Source organism: Kitasatospora sp. NPDC058170 (assembly GCF_042883905.1).
GTDB lineage: Bacteria > Actinomycetota > Actinomycetes > Streptomycetales > Streptomycetaceae > Kitasatospora.
In genome coordinates, this window is the sequence record NZ_JBHVUV010000011.1 from 133,397 (window position 1) to 148,949 (window position 15,553).

The window sequence follows — 15,553 nt, forward strand, 5'->3', positions numbered from 1 at the left end:
TTCCCGGTGGTTGGTGCCCGCCGACAGCGCAGACGGGGGAGGATAGTGCCATGCAGCCACGGAATTCGCGTCCCAACAGCTCCGCCCTGCGCGGTGCGGTCGACCTCGCCGCAGTGAAGGCAGCCGGCGAGGCTGCCCAGAAGGCCGAGCAGGCCAAGGCCGAGCGGGCCCGCCAGGCGGCCGCCGCCGAAGCGGCCGGAGTGGCCCCGGTGCAGGCGGACTACCCGCTCGTCATCGACGTCACCGAGGACACCTTCGAGGCCGAGGTCGTCCAGCGCTCCACCGAAGTGCCGGTGGTCATCGACTTCTGGGCCGAGTGGTGCGGGCCCTGCAAGCAGCTCAGCCCGATCCTGGAGAACCTGGCCGAGGAGTACGCCGGCCGGATCGTGCTCGCCAAGATCGACGTCGAGGCCAACCCGCTGATCTCGCAGCAGTTCGGCATCCAGGGCATCCCGGCCGTGATGGCCGTGGTGGCCGGCCAGCTCGTGCCGCTGTTCCAGGGCGCGGAGAGCGAGGCCAACGTCCGCAAGGTGCTGGACCAGCTGATCCTGGTCGCCGAGCAGCGCTTCGGCATCGTCGGCGGCGCCGGGGCGCCCGCCGCGGAGGCGGGCGAGGCCGGCCCGTACGTGCCCGAGGACCCGGCCCTGGCGGCGGCGCACGAGGCGCTGGACCGGGGCGACCTGGGCGGCGCCGTCCAGGCCTACCGGAACGTGCTGGCCGACCAGCCGGGCAACACCGAGGCCAAGCTGGGCCTGGCCCAGGCGCAGCTGCTGAGCCGGGTGGAGGTGCTGGACCCGCAGGCCGTCCGCGCCGCGGCCGCGGCCGACCCGAAGAACGTCGCCGCCCAGCTGGAGGCGGCGGACCTGGACCTGGTCGGCGGTCACGTCGAGGACGCCTTCGGCCGGCTGGTGGACACCGTCGGGCGGACCTTCGGCGAGGACCGGGACGCCGCGCGGGTACGACTGTTGGAGCTGTTCGAGGTGATCGGCACCGACGACCCGCGAGTGACGGCGGCGCGCGGTGCGCTGGCCCGCGTGCTGTTCTGAGGCCTGCGGAAGGTCCGTTCCGGCACGGTTGATGACCTGCGGTGTCGCTGACGATTTGGCGACAATCCGGTCATCGGAGCAGAGGTTTACCAAATCTTGACAACACCCGTGGGTGGTCACTTTATGTGACCACCCACGGGTGTTTCACTGGCGTTTCCGGCGGATTTCGCCGTCACGATTTCTTCAAGACATCACTCAGGGTGCGCGAGCGGCCGATTCCATGATCGACGGCGTCTGTTGTTGGATTACCCGTCAGTAATGAACCCCTTGTGCTTCGCCCGGGATTCAAGCACGATCGGCGACGCCCGGTCCCAGACTCCAAACCCTCCGACAGTCGGTCGGTGAAGCGGAGCGAGGGATCCCCACCGGGCGAGCCGTCGGCCCCGGCCGTCGGCAGGAAGGGCAGGGGGGTATCCGCGGTCCCACGGCGGTTCCTGTCCTTCGACCGGCCGCGCGGCCCGCGCGGTCGCTGGTTGTCGCTCGGGGGTGATCGCCGATGTCGTCGGTCCTGCCCGCCGCCCCGCAAGGGTGGCCGGTGCCGGGACGGGAGTGCAGCCGTACACCGGCCGCTCCCGCGTCCGACGACGCCCAAGGCGCTCTCCGCTACCGAGGACGTAGCTCTCTCCCATCCCAGGCCCCCACCGGTGCGGGACGCACCGCCGGGGAGCCGGAGATGTACGTCCTAGAAGGAGGACTCGCATGTCCCAGACCCACGGCAAGACCCGTTGGAAGCGTTTCGCCCTGGTGATGGTGCCCAGCCTCGCGGCCACCGCCGCGGTGGGCGTCGCGCTGGCGAACAACGCTCTGGCGGCTTCGTTCAGCGTCTCCGGCCAGAGCTTCAAGGTCACCGCACAGGAGCTGCACGGCACCAACTTCGCGCAGTTCGGCTCGATCGACGCCGAGTCCAACGGCACGCCGCACCCGGTTGCCGTGTCGGCCTTCGACAAGGCTCGGATCAAGGGCCTCTGCCAGTCGGTGGTGACCGACCCCAACATCATCCCGGGCCTGCCCTGGAAGCTGCCGAAGATCACCCTCCGTCTGGAGGCCGGCAACACCGATGACAAGGACAAGCAGGTCTCCGCCGAGAACCTGCTGATCGACCTCGACCAGCTGAGCGCGGACGCCACCTTCACCAACATCAACATCGGTCAGGATGCCTCCACCCTGAAGGGCTCCGCCACCCAGAACTGGAAGTCCAGGCTCGGCACGGGCCTGCCCTCCGGCGGGGTCGGCTTCGCCCAGGCCGCCGATGCGGCCGACCTGCTCGACGTCAAGCAGACCGCCTGGGCCACCTCGGCCGGCACCTTCAAGCTGAACGGCCTGAAGCTCGCGCTGCACACCGACGGCGGCCACGAGTGCTACTAGGCCGTTGACCGGTGACGGGCCGTCAGGCCCGTCACCGACCACGGCACCCGGGGGGCTGGGGGCGGTGCGCGCGCCGTCCCCGGTCCTCCTCGTCCCGTTTTTCCCCCTCGTTCACGACATCGAGGAGCTGCATCGTGTCCAGCGCCCTTGCCGGGCTGCGGCCCGCCGAGCACGAGAACCCCGCGCAGTGGGTGCGTCGGGTGATCCGTAACTTCCGTCGGACCCGTCCCTTCTACGGGGGCCTGCTGGCCATGATGGCCGGCGTCCCGGTCATGTACTTCCCGTATGCCAAGCTCTCGTTGAGCGGCATGACGGTGACCATGGCGACCACGGCCGGCGCCGGTTCGCTGATCATCGGCGTCCTGCTGGTCGTGCTCGGCCTCACCGCCTGGTTCCAGCCGGCCATCCGGGTCTTCTCCGGCGTCGCCACCACCCTGCTCACCCTGGTCTCGATCCCGGTCTCCAACCTGGCCGGCTTCGGGATGGCGCTGCTGCCGGGCCTGATCGGCGGCGGCCTGATGGTCGCCTGGGCGCCGCTGCCCGAGCCGGAGGCCGCCGACGCCGCCGGGGTGGCCACCGCGCAGTCGGTGGCCACCGCACCCGCTGCCACTGCGGCCACCGTCACCGCTACCGCCGCGACCGAGCCCGCCACCGCGCCGCTGCCGGTCGTCCCCGACCAGGGCGCGCCCGCGCACCCCGCCACGGACCAGGCCGCCGAGGGCACCGTCCCGCAGCAGCAGTCCGGGGACCGGAAGGAGGCACGGTGACCGGCTCGGACGACCGGCAGGACCGGCCGGCCCTGCCCGAGCAGCGCACCGCCCGGCACGCGGCACCCCGGACGCCCGTCCGGGTCCGGCTGAGAGGCCGCGCGCTGGCGATGGCGGCGGTGCCCACGGCGCTGCTGATGGCCGCCGCCTACACGCCCGGATCGGCCATCGCCGAGACCTCGGCCGGCAAGCCGTGCGCCACCGCGCCGGAGTCCGTCCCGGACGTCTCGCCGGTGGAGGAGACGCCCGTTCCCAAGAGCGAGCTGACCCCGCCGACCGACGGTCCGTCCACCGGGCCCACCGCCGTCCCGACGACCGCCCCGACGGCCGCTCCGACGACGGGCCCGACGGCCGTCCCCACCCAGGCCCCGACGGCGGCGCCGACCCAGGCCCCGACCGCCGCGCCCACCCAGGTGCCGACCCAGGCCCCGGCCACCGCGCCCGCGCCCACCCGGACCGCGGCCACCGCTCCCGCCACCACCGGCGCGGTCGCCGCCGTGTACCAGGGCGGCGGCACCGGAGCCGTCCAGAGCGGGCTGATCGACGACCTGCTCGGCGGGGTCGGCAAGCTGCTCCACCCGAGCGCCTCGCCCAGCCCGTCGGCGAGCGCCGGCCCCGCGGCGCCGGCCGCGAGCACCCCCGACACCCGCGCGGCGGCCCCGGTGCAGCCCGCGGCGGGCACGGCGAGCGCGCAGCAGGCCCCGGCGCCCCCGGCCGACGCCGGGACGACCGCCGCGCAGCCGCCCGCGGCCCAGCCCGGCTCGGCCGCCCAGACCGGTACGCCGACCCAGGCCGGTACGCCGGCTCAGAACGGCACCCGGCCCCAGCCCGGCGCCCAGGCCTCGGGCGCCGCCAAGGCGAGCCCGAAGGCGGCGCCGTCGGCCGGCGCCACGGCCAAGCCCTCCGCGAAGACCGCCGCCACGCCGTCCGGCTCGCCCTCGGCCAACCCGAACTGCGCCGTGGACGCCCGCGGCCTGACGGCGGGCGCGGCGGCCGGCGAGCACGTCGTCCCGGAGCAGAACTGGACGCTGCTCACCACCCGCCTCGCGCTGTACGGCGCGGCCTTCCACGGCGTGTACGACGTGAAGACGCCCACCGGCACCAAGCGGGTGCTGAAGTTCGTGGTCTCCACGGTCGACATCGACAACCTCGACATGTCGACCCTGGAGGGGAACGGCAAGACCTTCCACGTCAAGGGGGCCCCGGGCTCGACCTCGACGATGCGCAAGGGCCCGGTCACGATGTACGTCGAGCGGCTCTCCGGCCACCTCTCGAAGGTGCTCGGCCTGCCGATCCCGATCGACCTGGGCGAGATCACCCTCACCCCGGACACCCTGCCGCGCTGGCTGTACGACCTGATCGGCTCCATCCCGATCCCGCTGGACCTGGAGCTGAAGGGCGTCACCGCGATCCAGGCCGGCCAGTTCGGCGGCACCCTGAAGATCCCCGGCATGCGGCTCTACAACGACGACCTGCCCTACCCCGGCAACAAGTAGCGACCGGTCTCCGGGCCGGGCGGCCCGGAGAACGCCCGTGGGGCGGTCCCTCCACTGCGGAGGGACCGCCCCACGGGCGTTCGTACGGTCGTACCGGGGGCCGGGGCCTACTCGCTCCGGGTACCCAGGTGGTGCACCTGCACCATGTTGGTGTTGCCGGGGACACCGGGCGGGGAGCCGGCCGTGACGATGACGGTGTCGCCCTCGTTCAGCTCGCCGATCCGCAGCAGCTCGCCGTCGACCTGGGCGACCATCTCGTCGGTGGAGCCGACCTGCTCGGTCACGTACGCCTCGACGCCCCAGCTCAGCGAGAGCTGGTTGCGGGTCGCGGAGTCCGGGGTGAAGGCCACCACGGGGATCGGCGAGCGGTAGCGGGAGAGGCGGCGGGCGGTGTCACCGGACTTGGTGAACGCGACCAGCGCCTTGCCGTTGAGGAAGTCGCCCAGCTCGCAGGCGGCGCGGGCGATCGAGCCGCCCTGGGTGCGCGGCTTGCGGCCCGGGTTCAGCGGCTGGAGGCCCTGCGAGAGCAGCTCCTCCTCGGCCTTCTCGGCGATCCGGCTCATGGTGCGGACCGTCTCGACCGGGTACTTGCCGACGCTGGACTCCGCGGACAGCATGACCGCGTCGGTGCCGTCCAGGATGGCGTTGGCGACGTCGGACACCTCGGCGCGGGTCGGCCGCGAGGCGTGGATCATCGACTCCATCATCTGGGTGGCGACGATGACCGGCTTGGCGTTCCGGCGGGCCAGCGTGATCAGGCGCTTCTGCACCAGCGGCACCCGCTCCAGCGGGTACTCCACGGCGAGGTCGCCACGGGCCACCATGATCGCGTCGAAGGCGAGGACGATCTCCTCCATGGCCTCGACGGCCTGGGGCTTCTCGATCTTGGCGATGACCGGCACGCGGATGCCGACCTGGTCCATGACCTCGTGGACGTCCTTGATGTCGGCCGCGTTGCGGACGAAGGAGAGGGCGACCATGTCGACGCCCAGCTCCAGCGCGAAGCGCAGGTCGTCCTTGTCCTTCTCGGACAGCGCGGGCACGTTCACGGCCGCGCCGGGCAGGTTGATGCCCTTGTTGTTCGAGAGCACGCCGCCCTCGATGACCACGGTCCTCACCCGCGGGCCGTCGACGCTGACGACCTCCAGGGCGATGACGCCGTCGTTGATCAGGATCGGGTCGCCGGCCTTGACATCGCCGGGCAGGCCCTTGTAGGTGGTCCCGCAGATGTGCTGGTCACCGGGGACGTCCTCGGTGGTGATGGTGAACTCGTCGCCGTTGTCGACGGTCACCGGGCCGTTGGCGAAGGTCGCCAGACGGATCTTGGGACCCTGGAGGTCGGCCAGGACGCCGATGGCCTTGCCGGTGTCCTCCGAGACCTGGCGGACCTTTCGGTACCGCTCCTCGTGGTCCGCGTGGGTGCCGTGGCTCATGTTCAGTCGGGCGACGTTCATGCCCGCCTCGACGATGGCCTTCAGCTGTTCGTAGGAGTCCGTGGCCGGACCCAGGGTGCAGACAATTTTCGCTCGGCGCATATGGATCAGTCTATCCGTTCGTGTTATAGGTGCATTCGGCACGAATCGTGAGGAATCGCCAACGAAGGATTCCGAGGGTCGAGACGACGGTCTGTCAGTCCTCCGACCCCCGGTGCACCAGGGCGAAGGCCTGCCGCGCGATCTCCAGTTCCTCGTCGGTGGGGACGACGGCGACGGCGACCCGGGCGGTGCCTCCCGAAGGAAGGATGGCCGGTGAGATGATCCGGGCCTCGCCGGAGCGGACCGAGTTCAGCTCCGGGTCCACCGCGATTCCCAGCCCCTCCAGGCCGGACGTCGCGGCGGCGCGCACCGGCGCCGCGTTCTCGCCGACACCCGCCGTGAACGCGATCGCGTCCACCCGGCCGAGCACCGCGTAGTAGCCCCCGATGTACTTGCGGAGCCGGTGGACGTAGGCGTCGAAGGCCAGCCGGGCCTCCGCGTCGCCCTCCTCGGCCCGCCGCATGATCTCGCGCATGTCGTTGTCGCCGCACAGGCCCAGCAGGCCGCTGCGCCGGTTGAGCAGGTCGTCGATCTCGTCGACGGACAGACCGCCGACCCGGTGCAGGTGGAACACCACGCCCGCGTCGATATCACCCGAACGAGTGCCCATCACCAGGCCCTCCAGCGGGGTCAGACCCATCGAGGTGTCCACGCAGCGCCCGCCGGCGACCGCCGAGGCGGAGGCGCCGTTGCCCAGGTGCAGCACGATCACGTTCACCTCGGCCGGGTCCTTGCCGAGCAGCCGGGCGGTGGCCCGTGAGACGTACTGGTGGGAGGTGCCGTGGAAGCCGTAGCGGCGGACCCGGTGCTGGTCCGCGACGGCCTTGTCGACCGCGTAGCGGGCCGCGTACTCCGGCATCGAGGCGTGGAAGGCGGTGTCGAAGACGGCCACCTGCGGCAGGTCCGGGCGCAGCGCGCGGGCCACCTCGATGCCGGTGATGTTCGCCGGGTTGTGCAGCGGGGCGACCGGGATCAGCCGGCGGATCTCCCGGAGCACCTCGTCGGTGATCACGGTCGGCTCGGTGAACCGCAGACCGCCGTGCACCACCCGGTGGCCGATCGCGGCCAGCTCGGGGGAGTCCAGCCCGACGCCGTCGGCGGCGAGCTCCTCGGCGACGGCCTTCAGCGCGGCGGAGTGGTCGGGGAAGACCTGGAGGGCCTCCCGCTTCCCGCCGGTGCGCGGGGTGTGCACCAGCCGGCCGCCGGCCTCGCCGATCCGCTCGACCAGCCCGGAGGCGAGCCGGGCGCCGTCCAGCATGTCGATCAGCTGGTACTTGACCGACGAGGAGCCGGCGTTCAGGACCAGGACGCGGGTACCTTCGCTCACTTGTCGGCTCCTTCGGCCTGCCGCTGGGACTGGATGGCCGTGATCGCGACCGTGTTGACGATGTCCTCGACCAGCGCGCCGCGCGAGAGGTCGTTGACCGGCTTGCGCAGACCCTGCAGGACCGGGCCGACCGCGACCGCGCCGGCCGAGCGCTGGACCGCCTTGTAGGTGTTGTTGCCGGTGTTGAGGTCCGGGAAGATCAGCACGGTGGCCCGGCCGGCCACCGGAGAGCCCGGCAGCTTGGTGGCCGCGACATGGGCGTCCACCGCGGCGTCGTACTGGATCGGGCCCTCGACGAGGATGTCCGGGCGCAGCTCGCGGACCAGCTCGGTGGCCTTGCGGACCTTGTCCACGTCGGCGCCCGAGCCGGAGGTGCCGGTGGAGTAGGAGAGCATCGCGACCCGCGGCTCGACGCCGAACTGGGCGGCGGTGGCGGCCGACTGGATGGCGATGTCGGCGAGCTGCTGGGCGTCCGGGTCGGGGTTGACCGCGCAGTCGCCGTAGACCAGCACCTTGTCGGCCAGGCACATGAAGAAGACCGAGGAGACGATCGCGGCGCCCGGCGAGGTCTTGATCACCTCGAAGGCGGGCCGGATGGTGGCGGCGGTGGAGTGCACCGCGCCGGAGACCATGCCGTCGGCGATGCCCTCCTGGACCATCAGGGTGCCGAAGTAGCTGACGTCGGTGACGACGTCCAGCGCCAGTTCGACGGTCATGCCCTTGTGGGCGCGCAGCCTGGCGTACAGCTCGGCGAACTGGCGGCGCAGCGGGCTGGTGGCCGGGTCGACGATCCGGACCTGGGCGCGGTCGGCGGGCGGGTTCTCGGTGGGGAGGTCGAGGCCGAGGCCCGCTATCCGGCGGCGGACGGCGTCGACCTCGCCGAGCAGGGTGAGGTCGCAGATGTTGCGGCGCAGCAGGATCTCGGCGGCCCGCAGCACCCGCTCCTCGGCGCCCTCGGGCAGCACCACGTGCCGGCGGTCGGAGCGGGCGCGTTCCAGCAGCGCGTGCTCGAACATCATCGGGGTGACCCGCTCGGACCGGCCGACCTCGATCCGGTTGGTCAACTCGGCGGTGTCGACGTGCAGTTCGAACAGGCCGAGGGCGATCTCGGCCTTCCGGGGGCTGGCCGCGGAGAGCCGGCCCTCCAGGTGGGTGAGGGCGGCGGCGGTGGGCCAGCTGCCCTCGGGGACGACGGCGACCGGGGTGCCGGGGGCGAGCCGGGCGGCCAGCGCCATCACGTTCGGGCCGGGGTGCTGGCCGAGCGTCAGCAGCACGCCGGCGATCGGCGGGGCACCGGCGGCGTGCGCGGCCAGCGAGCCGATCACCAGGTCGGCGCGGTCCCCGGGGGTGACCACCAGGGCGCCCTCGGTCAGCGCGTCCAGGAAGGTCGGCAGCATGGCGCCGCCGAAGACGAAGCCGCGGATGTCCCGGGCCAGGCCCGCCGCGTCACCGAGCAGCACCTCGGCGCCGGTGGCCTCGACCAGCTGGGCGACGGTCGGCGCGGCCAGCGCCGGCTCCTCGGGGATGACGTAGGCGGGGATCGGCAGCTTCTCGGTGAGCGTGCGCTGGATCCGCTGCTTGTTGCCGGGCACGACCCGGTTGGCGACCATCGCCAGGGTCTCGCAGCCGAGGTCGGTGTACGCGCGGTGGGCGTTGCGGACCTCGGCGATCACGGTCTGCGGGTCCTCGGAGCGGCCGCCGACCACCGGCAGCACGGCGGCGCCGAACTCGTTGGCCAGCCGGGCGTTGAAGGCCAGTTCGTCCGGGATGTTGGTGTCGGCGAAGTCGGTGCCGAGGACGAGGACGGCCTGGCAGCGCCGCTCCAGCGCGCGGAAGCGGTCGACCAGGGTGGAGACGAGTTCGTCCTGCCCCTGGGCGGCCTGCAGCGCGGCGGCCTCCTCGTAGGTGAGCCCGTACAGCTCGGCGGAGGGGAGGTCGAGCCGGTAGCGGCCGCGCAGCAGCTCGACCACGTGGTCGGAGCCGGGCTCGCCGGGCGCGTGGGCGTGTACCAGCGGGCGGAACACCCCGACCCGGTCCACCTGGCGGGTGAGCAGTTCCATGACCCCGAGTTCGACCGCCTGCCGGCCGTCCCCCCGGTCGATGCCGGTCACGTACACGCTGCGCGCCACGTGGGTGTCTCCGTCCCGTCGTCTCAGGAAGTGGTCACCTCGACCATACCTTCGCACCACGAACACCCGTCCGCGAGCAGAGGGCGCCGCCCGGGGCAAGGGACGGAGGTCCCGGCGGGCCGGCTACAGGCCGCTGCCGAGGCGGACGCGGTAGACGATCGTCCCGGCGTCGGTGGAGACGTCCGTGCAGAGCCTGCGGCGGTCGAGCAGCCAGCCGTTCGGCTCGCACGCGTGCCGCGGCCGCAGCCGGTCGGCGGCCTCCTCGACCGGCACCCCGGGCGGACCGGCCAGGTGGAGCGTGCGCCAGCAGACCGCGTCGTGGCCGCTGCCGCAGTCCTGGCCGGCGCGGAGCGTGGAGTACCCGCGCGGAAGGTCCGGCAGGGCCTGTGCGGACGGCACCTGGGCCTCGTGGAAGGCGACCAGCGCGGCCAGCGGGACGGCGGGTACGGCCAGCGCCAGCTGGATCCAGAAGGCGACACCGGCCGCCCGGGCCCAGCCGCGCGGCCGCTCCTCGCGCGGGCCCTCCAACTGCCGCTCCATCAGCAGGCCGAAGCCCGCCAGCAGCACGGCGACCGGCAGGTAGAGCACCCACAGCTCGGCCTCGCTCCGCAGCTGGAGCAGCTCGAAGCCCACCGCGAACATCAGCGCCGCCCAGAGCCCCAGCGCGGCGCCGACGGACACCCGCCACGGCAGGGTGCGGGCCCGCGCCAGGAAGAAGGCGAGCGGTATCAGCGCGAACAGCACTCCCAGCGCGGCCCACACGGCCAACGACCCCCCACACGGCGAACGGCGGCATCCCGGAAGTCAGACGCCCGGGTGGCGCCCCCCGGTTCCGGTACGCAGGACCCGGCGGGGCCGGCCGGGGATCAGGGGCCGGGGACCAGGAGCCGGGCGGCCCGGTCGACGCCGTCCGGGCCGGCGAGCTCCACCGTGACGGACTCCGGGAGCTCGGTGATGTAGAGCTCGGTCACGCGCTTGTCCAACAGCCAGCCGTGTGGGCGGAGCAGGCTGTTCCTCGGACCCGCCGTCCAGCCGTCGGCGGCGAGCCCCGCGCGCAGCCGGCGGGCGATCTCGGCGGCCGGCAGGCCCTCGGTGCTGCCGATGGAGAGGTCCCGGACGCAGGCGTGCAGGCCGCAGCTGCCGTCGGAGCCGGAGTCGCGCTCGATGGTCAGACCGGGCGGCAGGCGGAGTTCGGCCGGATTCGGGGCGAACGGCTCGAACCGGGCGATCGAGTAGAGGCCGGCGATGGCGACCCCGACCAGTGCCAGGGCGGTGAGCGCGATGGACGCGCCGACCTCGCGGCGGCGGGCCTGGCCTTCCGGCCGCGGCCCGCGCAGCCGCCGTTCGACCAGCGCGCCCAGCAGGATCACCAGGGCCGCCGCGTAGGGGTACCCGGCCTCGGCCTCGGCTGCGGCGCGGCTGAAGAACCACTCGTACTCCAGGCCGACGAGCACGGTCGCCAGCCCGGTCAGCACGGCGAGGACCGCCGCCCCGACCACCCGGGTGCGGACCAGGCCGGCCCAGCAGGCCAGCGGGGCGAGGAGGTACACCCACCCCAGGAACATCCACAGCCACATGCGCAGGCCCCCCGGCTGCTGACGATCATTCTCGGAGGGCGAGCCTAGGGGCCGCCCGGTGCCGGACACAACGGTCCGGCACCGGCGGCCCCCTGGGATCGCCGTCAGGCCGGGCGGAGCCAGACGGTGGCGAGCGGGGGGAGGACCAGTTCGGCGCTGCGGGGCTGGTCGTTCCAGGGGGTGGCCTCGGCCTTGACCGGGCGGGAGTTGCCGGTGCCGCTGCCGCCGAAGGCGGTGTCGTCGGTGTTCAGCACCTCCTCCCAGAGCTGGTCGCGGCCGCCCAGGGCGGGCAGCCCGACCCGGTGGCCGTGGCGGACGACGGGGGAGAAGTTGCAGACCGCGACCAGCGGGCTGCCGTCGGCGGCGTAGCGGACGAAGGAGAGCAGGTTGTCCTCGGCGGCGCCGCCGTCCAGCCAGCGGAAGCCGTCCGGGGTGGTGTCCTGCTCCCACAGGGCGGGGGTGTCGAGGTAGACGCGGTTGAGGTCGCGCACCAGCGAGCGGACCCCGAGGTGCTCGGCCGCCGCCGGCCACTGCTCGTCGAGCACCCACCACTGCGGGCCCTGCTCGTGGTCCCACTCCGCGCCCTGGGCGAACTCCTGTCCCATGAAGAGGAGTTGCTTGCCCGGGTGGGCCCACATGAAGCCCAGGTAGGCGCGGTGGTTGGCGCGCTGCTGCCACCAGTCGCCGGGCATCTTGGAGACCAGCGCCTGCTTGCCGTGCACCACCTCGTCGTGCGAGATCGGCAGGATGTAGTTCTCCGAGTAGGCGTACACCATCGAGAAGGTGATCTCGTTGTGGTGGTACTTGCGGTGCACCGGCTCCTTGGAGATGTAGACCAGCGAGTCGTGCATCCAGCCCATGTTCCACTTCAGCCCGAAGCCGAGCCCCCCGCTGTCGGTGGGCCGGGTGACGCCGTCCCAGGCGGTGGACTCCTCGGCGATGGTGACCACGCCGGGGCAGCGGCGGTAGACGGTGGCGTTCATCTCCTGGAGGAAGGCCGCCGCGTCCAGGTTCTCCCGGCCGCCGAACTGGTTGGGCGTCCAGGCGCCGCCCTCGCGGGAGTAGTCGAGGTAGAGCATCGAGGCGACGGCGTCCACCCGCAGGCCGTCGATGTGGAACTCCTCGCACCAGTACACCGCGTTGGCGACCAGGAAGTTGCGCACCTCGGTGCGGCCGTAGTCGAACTCCAGGGTGCCCCAGTCCGGGTGCTCGGCGCGCAGCGGGTCGGCCGGCTCGTACAGCGGCTCGCCGTCGAAGCGGGCGAGCGCGAAGTCGTCCTTGGGGAAGTGCGCCGGCACCCAGTCGACGATCACCCCGATGCCGTGCCGGTGCAGGGTGTCGACCAGGTACCGGAAGTCGTCCGGGCTGCCGAGCCGCGCGGTGGGGGCGTAGTAGCCGGAGACCTGGTAGCCCCAGGAGCCGCCGAACGGGTGTTCCATGACCGGCATGAGCTCCACGTGGGTGAAGTTCAGGTCCCTGAGGTACTGCGGGAGCTCCTCGGCGATCGCCCGGTAGCTGGTGAGGTCGGGCCGCCAGGACGGCAGGTGCAGCTCGTACACCGACATCGGCGCCCGGTGGTGCGCGGTGCGGGCCCGCCGGGCCATCCACTCGCCGTCCTGCCAGCGGTACGCGGAGGAGGTGACCACCGAGGCGGTGCCGGGCGGGCACTGGGCGGCGCGGGCCAGCGGGTCGGCCTTGTCGAGCACCCAGCCCTGGCGGGTGCGGATCTCGTACTTGTACTGGGCGCCCTCGGCCAGGCCCGGGACGAACAGCTCCCAGACGCCGGACGAGCCGAGCGAGCGCATCGGGTGCCCGGTGCCGTCCCAGTGGTTGAAGTCGCCGATCAGCCGGACCCCGGCCGCGTTCGGCGCCCAGACCGCGAAGGCGGTGCCGGCCACCCCCTCGACGGTGCGTACGTGCGAGCCGAGCGCCTGCCAGAGCTGCTCGTGCCGCCCCTCGGAGATCAGGTGCAGGTCCAGCTCGCCGAGGGTGGGCGGGGTGCGGTAGCCGTCGTACTGGGCGATCGGCTCCCCGCCGGGGTAGCTGACCAGCAGCCGGTAGTCGGCCATGCCCGACTGGTAGAGCCCGGAGCCGGCCAGCAGGCCGGTGAACAGGCCGTTCTGCTGGTGGGTGAGCTCGGCCGGGCCGTGCGCCGTCTCCACCACCACCCGCTCGGCCAGCGGCCGCAGCACCCGGATCGCGGTGCCGCCGTGCACCGGGTGCGCGCCGAGCAGGGCGTGCGGGTCGTGGTGCTGCCCGCCGACCAGCCGGTCCACCTCGGCCGGCGGCAGCGGCGCCTCGGGCAGTCGCAGCGCACCGCCCGCGGCGGCGGGGGCGGGCGGCGCCTCGGCCGCCGGGGGGCGCGGCTCGGACCGCCGGGGCGCCACGGGCTCGCGCGGAGGGGAGTCCGTGCCCGCCAGGAAGGTGGCGGGCACGGTGCGGGTGGTGCGGCCGGGCGGGTCGAGCGGCGTCACGGCGGGGTCCTCCTGCGGGATCGGGGTGGCCGCGGGAACGTCGGCGGCGGGGTGGGCTTTCTCCGGGGGCGGGCGGGCGCGGAGCAGGGCGGAACGGGGTCGGGCGGTGGGGAGCTCAGACGGTGAGGGCCAGGCGGTTGATCGCGGCGAGCGGGATCGGCAGCCAGCTCGGCCGGTGCCGGGCCTCGTACACGACCTCGTAGACCGCCTTGTCGATCTCCAGGGCGCGCATCAGCTCCGGCGAGGCGGCCGGGTCGGTGCCGCCGCCGGCCGTGTAGCCGGCGCAGAAGGCGGTGCGGTTGCGCTGCGCCCACGCGGCGGCGAGGTGGGCCAGCTCCGGGTCGGGCGGGCCGCCGGCCAGCAGGTGGGCGGCGGCGTAGTCGAAGGAGCGCAGCATCGCGGCCACGTCGCGCAGGGCGGTCTGCGGTTCGCGCCGCTCGGCGACCGACTTGGCCGGCTCCCCCTCGAAGTCCAGCAGCACCCAGCCGTGCGGGGTGCGCATCGCCTGGCCGAGGTGCAGGTCGCCGTGGATGCGCTGGACCGGCATCCCGTCCGGGTGGGCGTCGGCGAGCTGCTGGAAGGCGCTGCGCAGCGCGGCCCGGTAGCGCAGCAGGCCGGGGACGGCGGCCACCGCGCTGTCCAGCCGGTCGGCCATCGCGGTGGCCAGCCGGCGGGTCTGGGCGTGGTCGAGGCGGGCGACCGGCATCGAGCGGGCGAGCACCCGGTGTACCTCGGCGGTGGCCCGCCCGAGCCGGTGCGCCTCGATGGCGAAGTTGCCGGGCGACGGGTCCCCCTTGAGCCGGCCGACCTGGTCCAGGGCCAGCTCCCAGCCGTCCTCGGCCTCCGGCAGGTAGCGCTGGAGCAGCCCGAGGGTGGCCGGTTCGGCGCGCTCCAGCCGGCTCTCGAACCAGGCGGCGACCCGGGGGATGCGGGTGGAGCCGGCCCGGGAGAGGGCGAGGGAGAGCTCCAGGTCCGGGTTGGTGCCGGGGTGGATGCGGCGGAAGAGCTTGAGGATGTAGGAGGTGCCGTAGATGACCGAGCTGTTGGACTGCTCGGCGGTGGAGGCACGCCCGGGCAGGTTGGCGGGCAGCCCGGATCCGGGGGTGCGGCGAAACGAGAGCGAGCCGAAGCGGTCGCCGGTGGCCAGGTGCTCCAGCAGCCGCCCGGTCAGCTCGGGGTCGTGCACCGCGTCGTAGAGCGCCGCACCGTCGTACGGGCCCTGGCTGAGCCGGCCGAGCACGGCGGTCGGCTCGATGCCGGCCGGGCCCTGCGAGCGGATGCCGAGCAGCAGTTGGTAGGTGTCCCCGTGCGGCGCGCCGGCGGTGGTGGCGTGCTCGACCCGCAGCAGCAGGTGCAGCAGGGCGGGGTCGCCGACCTGGAGCGGAGTGCCGACCACCGGGTGCAGGCCGGTGATGGCGCGGCCCTTTCCGGCGTACCAGCGCTGGGTCGGGAGCCACTCGGCGATCAGCGGCAGGGCCGCCTGGACGAGTTCGCTGACCCCCAGGGCGGTTCTCCGGGCCCCGGTGCCGCGGGTGCCCACCGGCGCGGCGGAGCCGGCGGGGGTGTCGCGGTGTACGTGGGCTTGAGAACGGGAGGTTTCGGACATGACTCCCTTTCCCCGGAAACGGGCGGACTGCCCGACGGGTCTGGCCGGGTCCGTCAGTCTTCCGGATTTCGGCGGCGCGGCGGCGACGGCACGCGAGCGGTGCTCAGGTGTCACGCCTTAGTGTGGGTGGCCGTTGGGCTGTTCTCCGTACGCGGTGGTGCAGAGACCTCCGGGGGCGCGGGGTCGAAACTCTCGCGCCCCCGGAGGGTTTGGTGGTGCGGACGGCTTGTG

The 15,553-nt window shown here is 73.3% G+C and carries 11 protein-coding genes; 4 read left to right on the top strand and 7 right to left on the bottom strand.

Features of this window, described 5'->3' with window-relative positions; translation table 11 throughout:
• Nucleotides 1–50 precede the first annotated feature (50 nt).
• The 4 genes from ACFVVX_RS14670 to ACFVVX_RS14685 all read left to right on the top strand — a co-directional run bounded on the left by ACFVVX_RS14670 (nt 51) and on the right by ACFVVX_RS14685 (nt 4,674).
• Nucleotides 51–1,046: a tetratricopeptide repeat protein gene (locus tag ACFVVX_RS14670; RefSeq protein WP_387945248.1), complete on the top strand. Its 996-nt coding sequence runs from the start codon at nt 51–53 to the stop codon at nt 1,044–1,046.
• Between the two features lie 699 nt (nt 1,047–1,745).
• Nucleotides 1,746–2,411 (top strand): DUF6230 family protein, encoded by a 666-nt coding sequence (locus tag ACFVVX_RS14675; protein WP_387945250.1) that lies wholly within the window; start codon nt 1,746–1,748, stop codon nt 2,409–2,411.
• A gap of 134 nt (nt 2,412–2,545) precedes the next feature.
• Entirely contained in the window at nt 2,546–3,178 is a 633-nt protein-coding gene (locus ACFVVX_RS14680) for a DUF6114 domain-containing protein (RefSeq protein ID WP_387945252.1), read from the top strand.
• Nucleotides 3,175–4,674 carry a hypothetical protein gene (locus ACFVVX_RS14685; RefSeq protein WP_387945254.1) on the top strand — a complete coding sequence of 500 codons (1,500 nt, stop codon included), beginning with the start codon at nt 3,175–3,177 and terminating at the stop codon, nt 4,672–4,674. Before ACFVVX_RS14680 ends, ACFVVX_RS14685 begins: the two co-directional genes overlap by 4 nt.
• A gap of 107 nt (nt 4,675–4,781) precedes the next feature.
• Here the strand turns inward: ACFVVX_RS14685 and pyk are convergent, their stop codons facing one another.
• The 7 genes from pyk to ACFVVX_RS14720 all read right to left on the bottom strand — a co-directional run bounded on the left by pyk (nt 4,782) and on the right by ACFVVX_RS14720 (nt 15,322).
• Complete coding sequence (pyk, locus tag ACFVVX_RS14690; protein ID WP_387945256.1) at nt 4,782–6,209, bottom strand: pyruvate kinase; 1,428 nt, start codon at nt 6,207–6,209, stop codon at nt 4,782–4,784.
• A 94-nt stretch (nt 6,210–6,303) separates the two neighbouring features.
• Nucleotides 6,304–7,536, bottom strand: a complete 1,233-nt coding sequence (locus ACFVVX_RS14695; protein WP_387945258.1) for an acetate kinase — start codon at nt 7,534–7,536, stop codon at nt 6,304–6,306.
• A complete protein-coding gene (gene pta, locus ACFVVX_RS14700) occupies nt 7,533–9,665 on the bottom strand; it encodes a phosphate acetyltransferase (protein ID WP_387945260.1) in 2,133 nt (710 codons plus the stop codon). The genes ACFVVX_RS14695 and pta overlap by 4 nt, the downstream gene beginning before the upstream one ends.
• 123 nt (nt 9,666–9,788) lie before the next feature.
• A complete protein-coding gene (locus tag ACFVVX_RS14705) occupies nt 9,789–10,433 on the bottom strand; it encodes a hypothetical protein (RefSeq protein WP_387945262.1) in 645 nt (214 codons plus the stop codon).
• A gap of 98 nt (nt 10,434–10,531) precedes the next feature.
• A complete protein-coding gene (locus ACFVVX_RS14710) occupies nt 10,532–11,242 on the bottom strand; it encodes a hypothetical protein (RefSeq protein WP_387945264.1) in 711 nt (236 codons plus the stop codon).
• A gap of 104 nt (nt 11,243–11,346) precedes the next feature.
• Nucleotides 11,347–13,716, bottom strand: coding sequence for a 1,4-alpha-glucan branching protein GlgB (gene glgB / locus ACFVVX_RS14715; protein ID WP_387945266.1), 2,370 nt, complete (start codon nt 13,714–13,716; stop codon nt 11,347–11,349).
• A gap of 115 nt (nt 13,717–13,831) precedes the next feature.
• Entirely contained in the window at nt 13,832–15,322 is a 1,491-nt protein-coding gene (locus ACFVVX_RS14720; protein WP_387945268.1) for a phosphotransferase, read from the bottom strand.
• Between the last annotated feature and the right edge of the window lie 231 nt (nt 15,323–15,553).

Excerpts from the sequence above, each read along its gene's own strand:
- ACFVVX_RS14710 (WP_387945264.1), bottom strand. The coding sequence starts at position 11,242 with ATGTGGCTGTGGATGTTCCTGGGGTGGGTGTACCTCCTCGCCCCGCTG.
- ACFVVX_RS14670 (WP_387945248.1), top strand. The coding sequence starts at position 51 with ATGCAGCCACGGAATTCGCGTCCCAACAGCTCCGCCCTGCGCGGTGCG.
- ACFVVX_RS14720 (WP_387945268.1), bottom strand. The coding sequence starts at position 15,322 with ATGTCCGAAACCTCCCGTTCTCAAGCCCACGTACACCGCGACACCCCC.
- ACFVVX_RS14675 (WP_387945250.1), top strand. The coding sequence starts at position 1,746 with ATGTCCCAGACCCACGGCAAGACCCGTTGGAAGCGTTTCGCCCTGGTG.
- pyk (WP_387945256.1), bottom strand. The coding sequence starts at position 6,209 with ATGCGCCGAGCGAAAATTGTCTGCACCCTGGGTCCGGCCACGGACTCC.